This is a genomic window from Citrobacter sp. Ca225 (genome assembly GCF_030337175.1).
Classification (GTDB): Bacteria; Pseudomonadota; Gammaproteobacteria; order Enterobacterales; family Enterobacteriaceae; genus Citrobacter_A; species Citrobacter_A amalonaticus.
On sequence record NZ_JAOWCD010000103.1, the window covers coordinates 147,261 to 165,979 of the forward strand.

The 18,719-nt window shown below is 49.0% G+C and carries 18 protein-coding genes; 4 read left to right on the forward strand and 14 right to left on the reverse strand.

Translation table 11 applies throughout. The features are described from left to right. Nucleotides 1-4: 4 nt before the first annotated feature. Nucleotides 5-580 (forward strand): glycerol-3-phosphate responsive antiterminator, encoded by a 576-nt coding sequence (locus tag OGW13_RS24570; protein ID WP_042999529.1) that lies wholly within the window; start codon nucleotides 5-7, stop codon nucleotides 578-580. On the opposite strand, the gene OGW13_RS24575 is transcribed toward OGW13_RS24570, so the two are convergent. The 5 genes from OGW13_RS24575 to OGW13_RS24595 form a co-directional block, all read right to left on the reverse strand. Continuing rightward, nucleotides 577-1,431 (reverse strand): electron transfer flavoprotein subunit alpha/FixB family protein, encoded by an 855-nt coding sequence (locus OGW13_RS24575; RefSeq protein WP_054176865.1) that lies wholly within the window; start codon nucleotides 1,429-1,431, stop codon nucleotides 577-579. The genes OGW13_RS24570 and OGW13_RS24575 overlap by 4 nt on opposite strands. After that, entirely contained in the window at nucleotides 1,428-2,210 is a 783-nt protein-coding gene (locus OGW13_RS24580; RefSeq protein ID WP_042999527.1) for an adenine nucleotide alpha hydrolase family protein, read from the reverse strand. The genes OGW13_RS24575 and OGW13_RS24580 overlap by 4 nt, the downstream gene beginning before the upstream one ends. Next, a complete protein-coding gene (locus OGW13_RS24585; RefSeq protein WP_072185400.1) occupies nucleotides 2,188-3,600 on the reverse strand; it encodes an MFS transporter in 1,413 nt (470 codons plus the stop codon). The genes OGW13_RS24580 and OGW13_RS24585 overlap by 23 nt, the downstream gene beginning before the upstream one ends. Beyond that, complete coding sequence (locus tag OGW13_RS24590; protein WP_042999525.1) at nucleotides 3,597-5,051, reverse strand: FAD-binding oxidoreductase; 1,455 nt, start codon at nucleotides 5,049-5,051, stop codon at nucleotides 3,597-3,599. Before OGW13_RS24590 ends, OGW13_RS24585 begins: the two co-directional genes overlap by 4 nt. Nucleotides 5,052-5,113: 62 nt before the next feature. Next, entirely contained in the window at nucleotides 5,114-5,899 is a 786-nt protein-coding gene (locus OGW13_RS24595; RefSeq protein ID WP_130097296.1) for an SDR family oxidoreductase, read from the reverse strand. 319 nt (nucleotides 5,900-6,218) lie between these two features. On the opposite strand from OGW13_RS24595, the gene OGW13_RS24600 reads away from it, so the two are divergent. Both OGW13_RS24600 and OGW13_RS24605 read left to right on the forward strand, forming a co-directional pair. Then, entirely contained in the window at nucleotides 6,219-7,517 is a 1,299-nt protein-coding gene (locus OGW13_RS24600) for an MFS transporter (protein ID WP_042999523.1), read from the forward strand. A gap of 26 nt (nucleotides 7,518-7,543) precedes the next feature. Then, nucleotides 7,544-9,022 (forward strand): FGGY-family carbohydrate kinase, encoded by a 1,479-nt coding sequence (locus OGW13_RS24605; protein WP_287116596.1) that lies wholly within the window; start codon nucleotides 7,544-7,546, stop codon nucleotides 9,020-9,022. 35 nt (nucleotides 9,023-9,057) lie between these two features. Here OGW13_RS24605 and queE read toward each other — a convergent pair whose 3' ends face one another. The 3 genes from queE to OGW13_RS24620 all read right to left on the reverse strand — a co-directional run bounded on the left by queE (nucleotide 9,058) and on the right by OGW13_RS24620 (nucleotide 12,046). After that, nucleotides 9,058-9,729 carry a 7-carboxy-7-deazaguanine synthase QueE gene (queE, locus tag OGW13_RS24610; protein ID WP_044254268.1) on the reverse strand — a complete coding sequence of 224 codons (672 nt, stop codon included), beginning with the start codon at nucleotides 9,727-9,729 and terminating at the stop codon, nucleotides 9,058-9,060. A 71-nt stretch (nucleotides 9,730-9,800) separates the two neighbouring features. Next, on the reverse strand, nucleotides 9,801-10,490 hold the full coding sequence (locus OGW13_RS24615) for an N-acetylmannosamine-6-phosphate 2-epimerase (protein WP_287116597.1): 690 nt from the start codon (nucleotides 10,488-10,490) through the stop codon (nucleotides 9,801-9,803). Beyond that, a complete protein-coding gene (locus OGW13_RS24620) occupies nucleotides 10,490-12,046 on the reverse strand; it encodes a maltose/glucose-specific PTS transporter subunit IIC (RefSeq protein ID WP_044264684.1) in 1,557 nt (518 codons plus the stop codon). Before OGW13_RS24620 ends, OGW13_RS24615 begins: the two co-directional genes overlap by 1 nt. A gap of 165 nt (nucleotides 12,047-12,211) precedes the next feature. Between OGW13_RS24620 and OGW13_RS24625 the strand changes: the two genes are divergently transcribed. After that, nucleotides 12,212-13,036, forward strand: coding sequence for a MurR/RpiR family transcriptional regulator (locus OGW13_RS24625; RefSeq protein ID WP_044254266.1), 825 nt, complete (start codon nucleotides 12,212-12,214; stop codon nucleotides 13,034-13,036). Nucleotides 13,037-13,782: 746 nt separating this feature from the next. Here OGW13_RS24625 and OGW13_RS24630 read toward each other — a convergent pair. From OGW13_RS24630 to pyrG, 6 genes are all read right to left on the reverse strand, one after another. Continuing rightward, nucleotides 13,783-14,031: a hypothetical protein gene (locus OGW13_RS24630; RefSeq protein ID WP_287116598.1), complete on the reverse strand. Its 249-nt coding sequence runs from the start codon at nucleotides 14,029-14,031 to the stop codon at nucleotides 13,783-13,785. Between the two features lie 4 nt (nucleotides 14,032-14,035). After that, nucleotides 14,036-14,479, reverse strand: coding sequence for a DUF4225 domain-containing protein (locus OGW13_RS24635; RefSeq protein ID WP_287116599.1), 444 nt, complete (start codon nucleotides 14,477-14,479; stop codon nucleotides 14,036-14,038). Then, nucleotides 14,404-14,820: a hypothetical protein gene (locus OGW13_RS24640; protein WP_287116600.1), complete on the reverse strand. Its 417-nt coding sequence runs from the start codon at nucleotides 14,818-14,820 to the stop codon at nucleotides 14,404-14,406. The genes OGW13_RS24635 and OGW13_RS24640 overlap by 76 nt, the downstream gene beginning before the upstream one ends. 12 nt (nucleotides 14,821-14,832) lie before the next feature. After that, nucleotides 14,833-15,147 carry a hypothetical protein gene (locus OGW13_RS24645; RefSeq protein WP_192502204.1) on the reverse strand — a complete coding sequence of 105 codons (315 nt, stop codon included), beginning with the start codon at nucleotides 15,145-15,147 and terminating at the stop codon, nucleotides 14,833-14,835. A gap of 200 nt (nucleotides 15,148-15,347) precedes the next feature. Further along, complete coding sequence (gene eno / locus OGW13_RS24650) at nucleotides 15,348-16,643, reverse strand: phosphopyruvate hydratase (RefSeq protein WP_042999518.1); 1,296 nt, start codon at nucleotides 16,641-16,643, stop codon at nucleotides 15,348-15,350. A gap of 89 nt (nucleotides 16,644-16,732) precedes the next feature. Beyond that, entirely contained in the window at nucleotides 16,733-18,370 is a 1,638-nt protein-coding gene (gene pyrG / locus OGW13_RS24655) for a glutamine hydrolyzing CTP synthase (RefSeq protein WP_042999517.1), read from the reverse strand. Nucleotides 18,371-18,719: the final 349 nt, after the last annotated feature.

Consider the following 18,719-nt stretch of genomic DNA (forward strand, 5'->3'; position numbering starts at 1 on the left):
ATCTATGCCTCTGTTACACCTGCTCCGACAGAATCCAGTAATTGCCGCCGTAAAAGACAACGCCAGTCTGCAACTCGCCATCGATTCTGAATGTCAGTTCATTTCTGTTCTGTACGGCAACATCTGTACTATCAGTAACATCGTGAAGAAAATTAAGAACGCCGGGAAATACGCATTTATCCACGTAGACCTGCTGGAAGGGGCATCAAATAAAGAGGTGGTCATTCAGTTTCTGAAACTGGTTACCGAAGCGGACGGAATCATCAGTACTAAAGCGGCAATGCTGAAAGCTGCACGGGCGGAGGGTTTTTTCTGCATCCATCGCCTGTTTATCGTTGACTCCATCTCTTTTCATAGCATCGATAAACAGGTGGCACAATCAAACCCGGACTGTATTGAAATTCTGCCGGGGTGCATGCCAAAAGTGCTGGGATGGGTAACGGAAAAAATACGCCAGCCGCTGATTGCCGGTGGCCTGGTATGTGATGAAGAAGATGCCCGCAATGCGATGAAAGCAGGAGTTGCGGCGCTTTCCACCACTAACACCGATGTCTGGACGTTAGCCAAAAAGCTGAATTAGGTTTCGGCGAAGGCTGCCAACGCCTCCAGCACCGGTAGCCAGTCATCGACAACGCCGACATCAGCCTGGAAGAAAACCGGGGCATTGGGATCACTATTTATCGCCACGACAAACTGGCTGTGGCGAACTCCGGCCATCAACGCCGCCGCACCAGAGGCCCCCGAGATAATACAGACATCCGGTGAGAGTAAATGCCCGGAGATCCCAATCACACGTTCAGCGTCATACCCGCCATTCATCACCCGCGCGCGGCTGTACCCTACTTCGGCTTTCATCGACTGTGCCAGAGCGAAAATGGCCTTTTCGTTCACGTCACGGTTTCCCTGACCGACAACCAGCACGTATTGAGCCTGTAACAGAGGATGAGTGCTGACCTTTTCTATGGTTTCCACCGTTTCCAGCCAGCCCGGACGCGCCATAAGCTCAAGCTGGCGTTCAATCATGGTGGGCAAAGGATCATGCGAAACGCGCTCTTCAGCCTGTCGCGCCAGTGATAAACATAACGGGGATGCGGCAATTTTCAACGTAGCGTTTAACGCATTGCCCCAGTGGGATTTAGTGACCAGACCTTGTTGCGCATCCAGCGTTCTCACCTGACAAATACTGCCGCCCCCCAGTCGCCAGGCCAGTCGTGTTGCCAACTCATCGCCAAGTGGACTGGCCGCAAAGACCAGGACATCGGCAGGTGTCAGTAACCACTGGGCTTCCAGTGTATCCAGTACCTGATCTGCGACATCCGGCACCGGATCGATAATCCAACGCTCTAGTTCTGCCGAACCTGGTCCATTTTCAATGATCCAGTCAGTCAATGCGCCGCATTCGCCAGACGCCGACACCATCACTATCTTCATGGTTTCATCCTTTGGCGTAAGTAGTCTTGCCACAAAATCCCTGCTTTTTCCTGTGCCGTTGCACCGTCAATAAGGGTAGCGCGACGGCATTGTTCCGGTCGCGTCAACAACTGACACTCCCTGACAGGTACTTCATCGCAAGAGATTGTCTGACGAATTATTTCGGCTTTTGCTGCCGCCAGACGCTGACGCATACCCGGTACGGGGAGCGCAACCTCACCGCATTGTCTGACCGCAATCACCGCAGGAAGCCGTACCCGACATCGGCGAACGCGAGTCGCGGTTCTCTGCTCAAGGACGATAAAAGGTGGTTCAAACGTAAAACGCTCAACCATGGTAAAGCAAGGCCACGCCAGCATTTCAGCCACCAGAAACGGTGTCTGCCCGTTCTGCCCTTCACTACTCTGGCAGCCTGTCACGATCACGTCAGCATTGTGCTTACGCTGCCAGTCTGCAATCTGCCTGGCGATAAACTCCGGCGCAAAGCGCAAATCGCCTTTTGTCTCTAACAACACGGGCCGGTCAAAACCCAGCGCGATAAAATAGCGCAACCAGTGTAGCGAACGTTCATCACCAATACTGAGTGCTGTCAACTTCATCTCACACCTTTTATGGCGTTGGGCTAACAACAACGCGGCAGCCGCCTGCTCATCTGCCCCCGGAGAACAACGCAACAACGACGTATCCGGCCCGCAGGTCTCTTTTGTCGCAGCCTGCCAGTCCTTTTCCGCCAGCATGCTGGGATCCGGTTCTGACTTAAACGCTAACAGAATGTTCATTCACACCTCCCTGTTTTTTGTCCCCGTTCCCCGCTGCCACCAACGGTAATGCTTTCGTTTCAGGCGCCCATAGCCAGGTCACGACAAACCCTGTCAGTAATACGCCAGCCAGCAGCAGCAACGTGACTTGCATTCCCCATTGAACCAGCGTCCAGGGTAACAGCCCGGTACTGATTGCCGCACCAAGGCGGCTCATAGCCGTCGCAAATCCCACACCCAGAGATCGAATATCCGTCGGGAAACTCTCTGCCGGCAGGATCCCCACCAGATTACTGACGGCCGATATGGCTGTACTGAACAGCACAAACAGCAACAGCGTCAGCGGGCTAGCAGACGGTAAAAAAGCCATCACAATAAGCGTTACGGCAAGCAGGAGAAAACTCCCGAGAAGGAACCGTCGGTGCGCCAGTAAATGCGTCAATACAAGCCCCAGCAATGCGCCGAAAATTAATAGCATGTTCAGTAACAAACTGGCTGTCAGTGCATTTTCAAGACCGAGGGTCTCAGCAATGGTCGGCAGCCAGGTATAAATAACAAACCACGGGATCACCAGACAGACAAAAAATACGCTGTTAAAAACGGTTCGCCGCCAATAGCGGGCACAAAAAAGGGTCTTAATATGCTTGCTGGATGCGGCGGCTATCTCATCACCGAGCAGCACATGTGGGCCAAAATAGCGATGTACCACAGCATAAGCTTCAGTAAAGCGCCCCTGGCGTAGCAGCCAACGCGGTGATTCCGGCGTTCCCCAACGTAACAGTGTAATCAAGAGCGCCGGCAGCGCCGCCGAGGCGAGCAGCCAACGCCAGGCTTCCGGACTGTCAGAAATAAAATGATGCCCCATCACACTTGCCAGCACGTAACCAATAGTCCATACCACGCTGAACGCGCCCAGCAAAACCCCCCGATGGCGACGTGGAGAAAACTCTGCCAGCAGGGTATGCCCCACGGAATAATCCCCCCCGAGTCCAATGCCTACCAGGATGCGTAATACGATGAGCTGCTCCGGCATCGTCGCAAAAAACTGTAAAAAAGAGGCAATGGTGATAAGGACAAAACTAAAGGTAAATATCTTTTGCCGCCCGATGTAATCAGACACCCAGCCCAACACCAGACTGCCAAGAAAAAGCCCAAGCAATGCCGAGCCACCGATCATCCCGGCCATAAGCGGCGTTAACTGCATGGCAGGAGTCAACTGGATAATGGCGTAACCCACGACGCCCAGTACATATCCGTCAGTCAGATGGGCGCCAAACGTGAGTGCAGCAATACGGCAGTGAAAACCATTAAGCGGTAAATCATCCATACGCACCGGTGAAGTGTTCATATCTACCCCTTCATTGTCCGGTAAAGTAACGGCTTCCCGAATGAGAAGCCGTTTATTCTTTATTTCTCAATCGGGTAGATCGTCCCCGCGTTCATAATGCCGTTTGGATCAAACTGGCGTTTGAGACCTTCCAGCAGCACCCATGCGCTCCCATGTTCCAGCTTGCTCCAGTGGACACGGTGCTTACCAATGCCGTGATGATGCACCATTGAGCCACCGAGACGGATCGTCTCCTCGCAGATGATCTTGTTAAGGGGGTTATGGTACTTATCAATCTCCTCTTCTGGCTTGCAGTCCACTACGTTGTAGTCATAAACGAAGTACATATTGGTACCATTGATATAACTGTGAGAAGAGTGACCACCCAGCATGGTGATGTCATCCGAATGCGGGAACTCATCGCGGATACGATTAATCACATTTTCATAGATTTGATGGATACAGCTCCAACTGCCGGAAACCTCAGTCGTAAAGCCCATATTGCCCGTTTTTAAGATCTGTACACGTTCAGCCGCCACTTTTTCCGGGCCCCAGTTGAGATGATTAAACCAGTGCTCAATCAGCTTACTGTCCACGCGAGTACACTGCGGATAACGCGCTACAATCTCCGCTATACCTTCACCCGTTGCCTTTGCCATCCGAGGATTCCCCTCAGCCATAAAGATCAGCACGCATTTGCCGTCGGCAAAATGGGTAAAATGTTGAGTGCCATCCTCTGCGTCGTACAGACGCGCAATGGAGGGACGATAGCCTTCGACCATCACTTCACGCAGGATGTTAAAACCGGTTTTCATGTCATCCAGAATGTAACCGTAGTAAAGGTTGTTCTCCGGCGTGAACTTAAATATTTTCACGGTAACTTCAGTGATATAGCACAACGCACCTTCATTACCGATGATAATGTGGCGGATATCCGGCCCAGCCGCCCGCCGCGGCACGTTCTTAATACGGGTTACCGTGCCATCCGCCAGCACAGCTTCCAGACCAACCACCATGTCCTCAATGGCACCATACAGTGTAGAGAACTGCCCGATACTACGGGTCGCCACCAGTCCCCCCATCTGTGCCAGCGGTTTAGACTGTGGAGAATGCCCGGTGGTATAACCCTTTTCACGCAGCGCGTTTTCCAGAATCTCAAGCGGAACGCCGCACTGTGCCGTCGCCTGCATGTTCTCAATGTCGATACTCAAGATTCGGTTCATGCCAGCACCGTCCAGCACCACGGAATTTTTAACTACGGTTTCCAACCCTCCTTCCGTTGCCGAGGCACCAGTGCGAGGTACTCCGTTGATTTTATGTTGATTCATAAACGCCAGAACGCGGGAAACGTGTCCTGTGGACTCCAACTTCACCACGGCAGCAGGAATGGGTAGCGTATAAACACCGTGAATATCCGCATATTTACGAAAACGGTCAATACTGTTTTTCTTTAACACGGTTTCATCGGTGATTACGCGTTCGGACCCGACAATTTCTTTTAACTGGTCAACAATCGCTTCTCGAGATAAAGACATAGTCATACCTTCCTGATAATTAACTTGGAATAATTAATAAAAACAGAAGCCACCTGACAAAATTAGCGAACTAAATAACCGCCATCGACAACAAGTAAATGACCGTTAACGTAATTTGAAGCCTGACTGGCAAGAAAAATCGCCGCCCCCATTAGGTCCTGGGTATCACCCCAACGATTGGCAGGGATATGATCCAGTACGCGCTGATTTGTTTCAGGATTACTCCGGGTCGCTAACGTAATATCTGTTGCATAATATCCAGGTGCGATACCGTTAACCTGAATATTATATTGACCCAGTTCATCGCAATACGCTTTAGTAAATCCAGCAAGGGCATGCTTGGTTGCCGCATAAGCCGGAGACCACTGACCACCAAGCCAGGAGAACAAAGAACAAATGTTAATAATTTTACCGCTATTTTGTGGAATCATAATTTTCGCGGCTTCATAACTCAGCTCAAACGCCGCCGTCAGGTTAACATCAATCATGGGATCCCAATCGGCACGACCAAAATCCAGGACCTTATTCAGCTTACAAATTCCCGCATTGTTTACCAAAATATCAACGGTACCAAAACGCTCGCAGCAGGCGGCGATAATCTTCTGAGGTGCTCCTTTTTCGGTAATATCCACCTGCATAAACTCCACTTCAACACCTTGTTTTTCAATTATTTTCTTCGTTTCACCGCTATCTTTTACAAAGCTTGGTATGAACAGGTTCGCGCCAGCTTTCGCCAGTGCCATTGCGAAAGCCTGACCCAAACCGCTGTTCCCTCCCGTTACAATCGCCGTTTTTCCTTTCAGAGAGAAAAAATCCATTGAAAATGCGTTGAGTGATTCGATCGACATAAGTAAGCTCCAAATTTCTTAAGGCAAAAAAAAAGAAAGGTAACTTCCCCCGCGTGAGGGAAGTTACCTTTCTCATTATCTCTGGTAACTGGAATGAATTTTTAGCACAGTGACAAAATACCTAATGTGATCATTCTCACAGAAGCCTCTTTCATTTTGTTATTATGGTTAAAAACAAGAACCGTGATTATTCTCACACTATATCCCTCCCTTCCGTGCTATTCCTAATTGTAATTACTAGAGACCTGAGAAAAGTAATCCTCCTGCAAAGGCGGTTTACTTTTCTCTTTTTTTTGTCTACGCAAAATGGGAATTCGATATGCAACATAACTCATATCGCCGTTGGATAACGCTCGCTATTATTAGTTTTAGCGGCGGCGTCAGTTTTGACCTGGCTTATTTACGCTATATATATCAAATTCCCATGGCAAAATTCATGGGATTTAGCAATACCGAGATTGGATTAATAATGAGTACATTTGGTATTGCCGCTATTATCCTATATGCCCCCAGCGGCGTCATTGCTGATAAATTCTCTCATCGTAAAATGATTACCTCCGCAATGATTATTACTGGATTGCTCGGTTTAGTGATGATGACGTACCCGCCATTGTGGGTCATGCTCTTTATCCAGGTCGCCTTTGCCGTCACCACAATTTTGATGCTGTGGTCAGTCTCGATCAAAGCCGCGTCATTGCTGGGAGATCACAGTGAACAAGGGAAAATTATGGGCTGGATGGAAGGGCTGCGAGGGGTTGGCGTCATGTCTCTTGCAGTCTTTACCATGTGGGTCTTCTCCCGTTTTGCGCCAGATGACAGCAACAGCCTGAAAGCCGTGATCCTGATTTACAGCGTGGTTTATATCCTGTTAGGGATTCTGTGCTGGTTCTTTGTCAGCGACGGTCCCCAGCACATTGACAGCGTAAAAGAAGAAAAAAAGGCGTTCGAGTTCAGCGATATTCTGACGGTTCTGCGAATCAGTACAACCTGGTACTGCAGTATGGTCATTTTTGGCGTTTTTACTATCTATGCCATCCTCAGTTATTCCACAAATTATCTGACTGAAATGTATGGCATGTCACTGGTCGCTGCGAGCTATATGGGGATCGTCATCAACAAAATTTTCCGTGCTTTCTGCGGGCCTTTGGGTGGCATTATCACCACCTACAGCAAAATAAAGTCACCGACGCGCGTGATCCAATTGCTCTCAATAGTGGGCGCTCTCGCCCTGATAGCGTTGCTGATAACCAATTCAAACCCGCAATCTGTCGTTATGGGGATCGGTCTTATTCTATTACTGGGATTCACCTGCTATGCCTCACGTGGACTTTACTGGGCCTGTCCAGGGGAAGCCAGAACGCCGCCTTACATCATGGGAACCACTGTGGGCATCTGCTCGGTTATTGGTTTTCTTCCTGATGTCTTTGTCTATCCAATTGTGGGTCACTGGCAGGATACGCTTCCTGCAGCAGAGGCCTATCGCAATATGTGGTTGATGGGGCTGGCCGCCTTGTGCACGGTAATCCTCTTTACTTTCTTACTGTTTCGTAAAATTCGAACCACCCATACCAGACCGGAAAAAATGACATCACTGACCGCAGATATCTCCGGCGAGTGAAAACGGAAAACGAAAGGAGCATGATAATGTCAAAAAAATACATCATTGGAATTGATGGGGGAAGCCAGAGTACCAAGGTGGTGATGTACGATCTGGAGGGAAACGTCGTTTGTGAAGGGAAAGGCGTTTTGCAACCGATGTATACTCCCGATGCTGATACCGCGGAACATCCGGATGATGATTTATGGACCTCTTTATGTCTTGCCGGCAAAGACTTAATGAATCAATTCTCGGGTGACAAAAAAGACATTGTCGGAATTGGTCTGGGGTCCATACGCTGCTGTCGCGCCCTACTCAAAGCCGATGGAACGCCAGCAGCCCCGCTGATTAGTTGGCAGGATGCACGCGTAACGCGCCCCTATGAGCATACCAACCCGGATGTCGCTTACGTCACCTCATTTTCAGGTTATCTGGCGCATCGCTTAACTGGCGAGTTTAAAGACAATATTGCCAACTACTTTGGGCAATGGCCGGTGGATTACACCACCTGGTCATGGAGTGATGATGATGAAGTGATTAAGAAATTCAATATTCCGCGCAAAATGCTATTTGATGTCCAGATGCCAGGCACTCTGCTTGGTCATCTGAAAACCGATGCCGCACAGGTGACAGGATTTCCGGCTGGATTGCCCGTCATCTGTACGACCAGCGATAAACCAGTCGAAGCCCTTGGCGCAGGTTTACTGGACGATGAAACGGCAGTGATTTCGTTGGGGACCTATATTGCCCTCATGATGAATGGCAAGGCGCTTCCCAACGATCCGTCCGCCTATTGGCCGATTATGTCTTCCATTCCGGAAACCCTGCTCTATGAAGGTTATGGCATCCGCAAGGGGATGTGGACGGTCAGTTGGTTGCGCGACATGTTAGGTGAATCATTAATCCAGGATGCTAAAAATCAGGGGCTCTCACCTGAGGACCTGTTGAATAAGAAAGCCGCATGCGTGCCGCCAGGCTGTAATGGCCTGATGACCGTGCTGGACTGGCTGACTAATCCCTGGGAACCGTACAAACGCGGGATCATGATTGGCTTTGATTCCAGTATGGATTACGCGTGGATTTACCGATCTATTCTGGAGAGCATTGCGCTGACGCTTAAAAACAACTACGACAATATGTGCAGTGAAATGAACCACTTTGCTAAACATGTGATCATCACCGGTGGCGGTTCAAACAGCGATCTGTTTATGCAGATCTTTGCTGATGTGTTCAACCTTCCTGCCCGCCGAAACGTCATTAACGGCTGTGCCAGCCTGGGAGCAGCCATTAACACGGCGGTGGGGCTTGATCTTTATCCGTCCTATCAGAAAGCGGTTGAGAATATGGTACGGGTGAAAGATGTGTTTATCCCGATTCCTGAACATGCAGCACGCTATGAAGCCATGAACAAAGGGATCTTCCGGGAATTAACAAAACATACCGATCCGATTCTGAAAAAATCGTATGAAGTGTTCCACGGCGATTTAAGTAAGGTGGACGCAATACAAAGCTGGTCAAACGCTTAAGGTCAAAAAAGCCGGATTATGTATCCGGCTTTTTATCAGGCAATATTCAGATACTTGTGCGTCTGCATCGACAGGCGCCAGTTGCGCGCGATACAGGTATCAATGCACAGGCGTGTGGCATCCTCTTTCTGGCTGATAGGTTGCAGCGCAATCACCCGCGGTTTGTCGTCGCTCAGCGTGGCGAGCAGTTCGTCCAGCGCTTCAATGTCACGCACGCGCCCGACCGGATGTTTAATCTCATTCGCGCGTTCCAGCGCCTGAGACAGAACGTCATAACCACCGCGCATGTTCACCTTCGGAGAAACGGTCACCCAGGTATTTGGCGTGCAGCGCACTTCGTGTGTACCGCTGGTTTCTATCTGGCAGCTAAAACCGTTCTTTTCCAGCAAATCAGTGAGGGGTATCAGGTCATGAATACACGGTTCACCGCCGGTGATCACCACATGACGCGCGGTGTAACCTTGTCGGCCAATCACCGCCAGCAGATCTTCACTGCTTGCCGCGCCCCATTTATCACTCTCTTTGGTTTTCGCCAGGATGCTGTACAGGGAGACTTCCCGATCCTCAAGCTTATCCCAGGTGTGTTTGGTATCGCACCAGGCACAGCCAACCGGGCATCCCTGTAAACGAATAAAAATGGCGGGGACGCCGGTAAAGTAACCCTCACCTTGCAGGGTCTGGAACATCTCGTTAATCGGGTACTGCATAGCGCTCTCAATATGGGGATAAACGATAATTATCGCAGATCCCCACCAAAGTATCATGCCCCATCGGTGCTTTACGAGGCGATCGCCGCGATAAAGCGTGCCGTTATCTGTTGCGGACGAGTGATTGCCCCGCCAACCACCACAGTGTGAGCGCCCAATGCCAGGCAGCGTGCGGCCCGTTCCGGGGTATCGACGTTCCCTTCCGCCGCGACCGGAACGCTGACCGCAGCCAACACTTCACGTAAGAATCCGCAGTCATTTTCCACCAGCACATGCCCGGCGGTTTCTGCGGTATAGCCGTAAAGCGTAGTGCCCACACAGTCAAAACCCAGACGCTCGGCTGTCACTGCCTCGTCTACGGTGGCTATATCCGCCATCAGTAGTACGGACGGGTAGCGAGCACGGATCTGCGTGACCAACTCTTCCAACTGCTGCCCACCGGGGCGCGGCCGCGCAGTGGCATCCAGAGCAATAATTTCCGGCTCAACGGTCATCAGCTCATCCACTTCCTGGAGAGTGGCCGTGATAAACACCTCACTGCCAGGGTAATCGCGTTTGATTATCCCAATCACCGGCAGGGAGACGCACTCTTTGATAGCACGAATGTCCACCACGCTGTTCGCACGGATACCTGCCGCACCGCCTTGTGCTGCCGCCAGCGCCATACGAGACATAATAAACGGACTGTGTAGAGGCTCATTTTCCAGCGCCTGACAGGAGACGATTAATTTACCTTTCAGGGGATCCAGTACAGTTTTCATTACGATAACATCTCTTCGACTTCGTTTTTAATGATGGTGACATGCGGGCCATAAATCACCTGAACACCGTTGCCACGAATAATCACGCCACGGGCTCCGGTCGCTTTCAGCGCCGCTTCATCTACTTTGCTGCTCTCTTTCACCGTCACGCGTAAGCGCGTGGCGCAACAGTCCACCTCTTCCAAATTCTCTTTGCCTCCCAGCCCAGCGATGACTGCCACTGCGCGTTCACTTTGAGACAAGCCGGATTCAACCGGGGTTGCGTTCTCACGTCCTGGCGTCAGCCAGCCAAAGCGGGTGATCAAATAGCGGAAAGTGAAGTAGTAGAGGAAGAACCACGGTATTCCCACCATGGGGACATACATCCAGTTGGTTTTAGCTTCTCCCTGTAACACGCCGAAGAGGAGGAAATCGATAAGCCCACCTGAAAAGGTTTGCCCAATCGTGATATGTAAAATATGGGCGATCATAAACGCCAGACCATCGAAGAAGGCGTGAATGACATATAGAATGGGCGCGACAAACAGGAAGGAGAACTCAATAGGTTCAGTGATTCCCGTCAGGAAAGAGGTCAGGGCGGCCGACAGAAGCAGTCCGGCGACAACCTTTCTGTTCTCCGGCTTTGCGGTGTGGTACATCGCCAGACATGCGCCAAGCAGACCAAACATCATGGTGATAAAGCGACCGGACATAAAGCGCGCGGTACCCGCATAGAACTGCTGCGTATTCGGATCGGCAAGTTGGGCAAAGAAAATCCGCTGCGTACCTTCCACCAACTGGCCGTTGACGATTTCGCTGCCGCCCAGCGCCGTCGTCCAGAACGGCAAATAAAAGATATGGTGTAAACCCAGTGGGCCAAGCATACGCAGGATGAAGCCGTACAATAGCGTCCCCAGATAGCCCGTCGCATCCACCAGACCGCCCAGTCCAAAAATGAGTTTCTGGAAATGCGGCCACACCACCGTCATAACCGCACCCACTACAATCGCGGCAAGGGAGCTGATAATCGGTACAAAACGCGAACCGCTAAAAAAACCGAGGAACTGAGGTAATGAAACTTTATTGAAACGGCTATGCAACGCGCAGGTGACAAGACCCATCACCACACCACCAAACACGCCCGTTTCCAGCGTCTGAATACCAAGCGTCATCCCCTGGCCAACAGCACCGGGGTTCTCTTGTGCCAGCGTTCCGTTGAGCGTTAATAAGGCATTGATGGTGGCGTTCATCACCAGAAATGCCAGCAATGCTGCAAGTCCGGCAGTGCCTTTATCTGTTTTCGCCAGCCCCACGGCGACACCGACCGCAAAGAGTACCGACAGATTGGCAAACACAATGGAACCTGCGCTGGTCATGATCGTGAAGATGGCCTGCAGCCAGTCGACATCTAAAAACGGATAAGCCGTCAATGTGTTTGGATTGGACAACGCGCCACCAATCCCTAACAACAGCCCTGCTGCGGGCAATACCGCAATCGGCAGCATGAAGGATTTGCCAAACCGCTGCGCTTTTTCAAACCATCCCCCGGATGAGGCGCCGCTAAACATTTGCATCATTTTTTCATCTCCTCGATTATTGATGAAAATTTTTACCATATTAATTTTTATAAATGAAAATTATCATCAAAATCCAGGAAGCCGATCATACTTTTTTAAAATGTCTGGCATCTCTCCCCTGCTTTCCGCCACACTATCAACAGATAAACGCATTAAGGATTTTGCATGTCTGAAAATGAAAACCTGCTGCTGAGATTGCGGCAGAGCGTTGATGGATACAGCCGAACACAACAGAAGCTCGGCGAGTTTGTACTCAGCGATCCGGCAAAAGTGGTCTACCTGACGATTACCGAACTGGCGCGTGAAAGCGGCACCAGCGAGGCTAGCGTCACACGTCTGTGTCGAACGCTAGGGTGTAAGGGCTATAACGAATTCAAAATGGCGCTGGCACTCGATCTCCGACAAGGACAGTCTGTCGAGCACAGCGGCGATGAGATTGACAATGTGGTCAATGAATCCGTCCAGGCGCTGCAGGACACAGCAAAATTACTCGACAGGACCTTACTGGAAGCCGCCGCGCTTGCACTGCATCAGGCTCAGTCAGTGCAGATTTATGGCGTAGCAGCCAGTGCCATTCTGGGGGAGTATTTACATTACAAACTCCTGCGTCTGGGTAAACCCGCACAATTGTTCAGCGATATGCACCGTGCTGCCATGAACGCCACAACGCTTAGTAAAAACACGCTCGTAGTGGCAATTTCCAGTTCAGGCTCCACACGCGATCTGCTGCATGTTGTAAAGCTAGCGCGTAAACAAGGTGTGCGCGTAGTAGCGCTGAGTAATACGCCGCGCAGCCCGTTAGCATCGCTTAGTGATATTCAACTGGTCGCAGCCAAACCAGAAGGTCCGTTGAGTGCCGGCGCGCTAAACGCCAAGGTGGGTGTGATGCTGTTGATAGAACTGCTCACCACATCGCTAATCGCACTGGATGAAAAGTACAGCGATGTAAGCCAGAAAACAGCCAGCGCGACCCTGCCGCTACTGCTTTAAAGACATAAAAAACCCGCCGAAGCGGTTTTTTACGTTAAGAATTAAAGAACAGGCTTACAAATAATCATGGTGGGGACGCCGGTAAAATCCCCTCTTCTTGCAGAGGCTGGAACATCTCCTGAATGTATCCTGTTGGCGTTCTCAGTATGAAGATAAGCAATAATTTTCACAGATTCCGGAAACGGTCATGCACTGCGCTTGTGTAAGGTAAGATTTACCTGTTTGCCGCAAAACATATATCGAGCTTAATTCCTCTACCGCTTACCCATTAGCTTAATCTGTAACTTGATGCTCCAAACCAGATTGATAAAGAAAGGGTTAAAAAAGACTGACATCAAGGCTAAGAGGAGGCAGCAAAGTATAAACACTATAAATAGCTCAACCCCTCCCATTGTTGCAGGAAAAAGCATGGAGAAAAATAACGCGCCACCCCATGCATAGTACTTCCAGGCATGGAGAAAAAAAGCGCGGCTTACGCTGATGTTTTTCTTTCTCGCTAACTTAAGCAAGAAATGAATGTTTTTTCTTTCATCCCAGCATTCACGAGTATTGTCTTTATGTCGTTATTCATAACAACCATCAATTAAAATAATTAGAACATACAAAAATACTATCCAGTGTCTCATTAAAGTAACACCAGACAATCATTTAAAGCCCTCGTAATTTGATATAAACTTTCCAAATCTTAAAGTAATTTTTATGAAGCCGACAGGTTAACTCGATAACAAAAAATAACAACCCAAATATTAAAAAAAACGCCCATAACTCATTGAAATCTTTTTGTGCAATTGAAAAGATAAAAATGACATAACAAAAAGCAAGATAATATCAACTTTAATGACACTTGCATCAGTTAATAAATAAGCCTTTTGTAAGCTTATCTTATTTTCATTAGCAACGCGGATAAGTTTCTGTGTTTTATACTCACTTAAACCCGCAAGTCTAATACTCTCAGTTAAAGCCTTATCATTTTGATCATATATTTTGAAGAACATGGCTTTATTCCCTCAAATCTGACCAGTTAGTGCTTTCTCCACCAAGAAGTTGATAAATAGTGAATCCACTAGCTGCATCACCGGTTAACTCATTAGCCCCCCCAACAGCTCCAAGGGTTGTCCAGTTCCGAATATAGTCTTCCTGTATATAGCGGAATAATTTCCACGAATCTGTCCTCAGCGTCAGCGTTGAAACCGAGCCTAAAGAAAGAACAAGATCTCCCGTTGAAAAAGCAATATCACCAACCTTATCATCCCCACCCAATAGCTTTGCTGCCTGACGGTAGGCATACCGCAAAGGCATTTTCTTAGGATCATCATGATATAATAAATAATAACCATTTTCCCAAACATTCTCGCTTCCCTGCATCATTAAAGGAATCCCATAACTTTTACAGGCAGCACCAAGGCTTGCTTTACATAAACCAAAACCACCGATTGCTTGCATTGCCCACTAACAAATCCGATTTGTTTTAATGCTATAGTAAGAGTAGAATGCCTTTCTCTTTCACGCTCAGCTATTACATATAATTTAACACTTCCCATTCTCAAGTTCATATGATACTTAATTAAAGAGTTATGATATTCACGTAGTCTATCCATTGCTCTACCGAAATCCAATTTTCCGTATCGATATTCATCAAGGCAACCTGATGTAAATCTACGTTCCTCTATCATATATTTTGTACGTATAGATAAATCATGAATATATTGAAAGCCGATATCATAGACAAGCCGGTCAATCCTTTCTTTTTCACGTTGCACATTCATTAATCCATAACTACTCAAAATAACCTCCTGTTATTTACCGAGTAACTTATATTGAATCTTAATACTCCAAAGTAAATTTATGACAAACGGTGTAAAGAAGAGTGAAATGAAAGCTACAGCGATACAAAAGAGAACGTTTACTATAAAGAACTCTATTCCCTCAGAAAGTGATGCGAAAATTACTGACAATAGTAAGGCTATACTCCAAGCGTAATATGTCCAGGCATAAAGAAAAAATGCCCGACTTAAGCTGATATTTTTTACTTTCGCCTGTTTCATCAGGATAGTAGCATCTTTCCTTTTCATGCCCGCTTTCGCCAGCATCTCTTCCAATTCATTATCCATTCAATATTTCCATCATTTGTTGATGATAAATATAAAAAATATATACAAGCAATAATCACACCTTTAAATTACTCTTCGTAAAATAATAGCAAAGTGACAAAGATCAAATCGTTTATTAAAATATTCAATCAATAATAAATTACAGACATAAAAAAACCCGCCGAAGCGGGTTTCTTAGAGTGTAAAGCGACAGTAATAAATTACTGACCTTTGATCTCTTTACGACCGTTGTACGGTGCTTTTTCACCCAGCGCTTCTTCGATACGAATCAGCTGGTTGTATTTAGCAACGCGGTCAGAACGGCTCATAGAACCCGTTTTGATCTGGCCTGCAGCAGTACCCACAGCCAGGTCAGCGATGGTAGCATCTTCAGTTTCACCGGAACGGTGAGAGATCACAGCTGTGTAGCCAGCGTCTTTCGCCATCTTGATTGCAGCCAGCGTTTCGGTCAGAGAACCGATCTGGTTGAATTTGATCAGGATGGAGTTAACGATGCCTTTTTCGATACCTTCTTTCAGGATCTTGGTGTTGGTTACGAACAGGTCGTCACCAACCAGCTGGATTTTGTCGCCCAATACTTTGGTCTGGTATGCAAAACCATCCCAGTCAGACTCGTCCAGACCGTCTTCGATAGAAACGATCGGATACTGTTTGGTCAGGTCTTCCAGGAAGTGAGTGAATTCTTCAGAGGTGAACGCTTTGTTGCCTTCGCCAGCCAGAACGTATTTACCGTCTTTGTAGAATTCAGATGCTGCGCAGTCCATCGCCAGAGTGATGTCTTTGCCCAGCTCGTAGCCAGCAGCTTTAACCGCTTCAGCAATGACAGCCAGCGCTTCAGCGTTGGAGCCCAGGTTCGGCGCATAGCCACCTTCGTCACCCACAGCAGTGTTCATGCCTTTCGCTTTCAGCACTTTAGCCAGGTTGTGGAACACTTCAGAACCCATACGTACGGCTTCTTTCAGGGTTTTCGCGCCAACTGGCTGAATCATGAATTCCTGGATGTCGACGTTGTTGTCAGCGTGCTCACCACCGTTGATGATGTTCATCATCGGAACCGGCATGGAGTATTTGCCCGGAGTACCATTCAGCTCAGCGATGTGCTCGTACAGCGGCATGCCTTTAGCAGCAGCAGCAGCTTTGGCGTTAGCCAGAGACACAGCCAGGATGGCGTTCGCGCCGAAGTTGGATTTGTTTTCAGTACCGTCCAGATCGATCATGATCTTGTCGATGCCAGCCTGATCTTTGGCATCTTTGCCAAGGATAGCCTGAGCGATCGGGCCGTTAACCGCGCCAACAGCTTTCAGTACGCCTTTACCCATGAAGCGGGCTTTGTCGCCATCGCGCAGTTCCAGCGCTTCGCGGGAGCCTGTAGAAGCACCTGACGGAGCTGCTGCCATACCGACGAAACCACCTTCCAGGTGTACTTCGGCTTCAACAGTCGGGTTACCACGGGAGTCGATGATTTCACGACCGATGACTTTAACGATTTTGGACATTAGGTTTTCCTCAGTACAAGTTAAACTAAAACTCCAGACAAACAACGCGTACCTTTGGTACGCGTTGCCGTTCTAACTTTTTTTACTTCTTACTTCGCCTGACGCTTCTGATGCTCGCTGGCGGCTTTCACAAAGCCAGCAAACAGCGGATGTCCATCACGTGGCGTGGAAGTAAATTCCGGATGGAACTGACAGGCCACGAACCACGGATGATTCGGTACCTCAATGATCTCGACCAACTGATCATCACCGGAACGGCCTGCAACACGCAGACCCGCAGCTTCAATCTGTTTCAACAGCATATTGTTGACTTCGTAACGATGGCGATGACGTTCAACAATAGTCGGCGTGCCGTACAACTGACGGACCAGACTATCGTCGCCAAGCTGACACTGCTGCGCGCCAAGACGCATGGTGCCACCCAGATCGCTCTTCTCGGTACGGACTTCAACGTTACCGTCTTCGTCACGCCATTCGGTAATCAGCGCCACAACCGGGTACTTACAGTCTGGCACAAATTCCGTCGAGTTGGCGTTGTCCATACCGGCGACATTACGCGCAAACTCAATCAACGCAACCTGCATACCCAGGCAAATGCCCAGATAAGGAATATTGTTCTCACGCGCATAGCGTGCAGTCGCGATCTTGCCTTCTACGCCACGGTAGCCGAAGCCGCCAGGGATCAGGATAGCGTCCAAATCTTTCAGGATTTCGACACCGCGCGTTTCAACATCCTGCGAATCAATCAGCTTGATGTTGACGGTCACGCGATTTTTCAGACCGCCGTGTTTCAGCGCTTCAATCACGGATTTATAGGCATCCGGCAGTTCAATGTACTTGCCAACCATCCCAATCGTGACTTCGCCTGCCGGGTTCGCTTCTTCGTAAATTACCTGTTCCCATTCGGCCAGGTTAGCTTCCGGACACTCTAAGCTGAATCGTTTACAAATATAATCGTCCAGGCCCTGTGATTTCAACATGCCTGGAATTTTATAGATGGAATCGACATCTTTCAGAGAAATCACCGCTTTTTCCGGAACGTTACAGAACAATGCAATTTTCGCACGTTCGTTAGCCGGGACAGCGCGGTCAGAGCGGCAAATCAGGATATCTGGCTGGATACCGATAGAGAGCAGCTCTTTTACAGAGTGCTGCGTCGGTTTTGTTTTCACTTCACCTGCCGCTGCCATGTACGGAACCAGCGTCAGATGCATAAACAGTGTGTGTTCACGGCCAATTTCAACGGCCATCTGGCGAATCGCTTCAAGGAACGGCAGAGATTCGATATCACCAACGGTACCGCCGATTTCGACCAGCACAACGTCATGGCCTTCGCCGCCTTCCAGCACGCGTTCTTTAATGGCATTGGTGATGTGCGGGATAACCTGTACGGTCGCGCCCAGATAGTCGCCACGGCGCTCTTTGCGCAGAACGTCAGAGTAAATACGACCCGTGGTGAAGTTGTTGCGGCGGCTCATTTTGGTGCGAATGAAACGCTCGTAGTGACCCAGGTCCAGGTCGGTTTCAGCGCCGTCTTCAGTAACGAACACTTCCCCGTGTTGGATTGGGCTCATGGTGCCAGGATCGACGTTGATATACGGATCCAGTTTCATGATGGTCACGTTGAGGCCACGGGCTTCAAGAATGGCTGCGAGGGAGGCTGCGGCAATGCCTTTACCCAGAGAGGATACGACCCCGCCGGTCACAAAAATATAGTTCGTTGTCATGCTGAACCTGAGAAGTTAGGGTGAAACGATGGAATAACCAGGACGGGAAAGTAGTATACCCGAACATGACGTACGCCACAAACTTTCATTATCCCCTCTCCTTCGTTCTTCAAGCCGCACCGGTGTTGGCTTCCTTCACTCACCCCAGTCACATAGCATTTCTATGTTTCTGGGGATTCTTTCAGTCGCCGCCGTGTTGCGACTCGAATAACTCGAAGAAGCAGTATACACGGTGTCTCATCAACATAACGGGAAGAGAAAATAGCCTCTTTGAAGTAAATGTTTTTGACGCAAATCAAGCGCTTGTTATTTAAAAAATCACACAAAACGCCCTTGACCGCGCAATTCC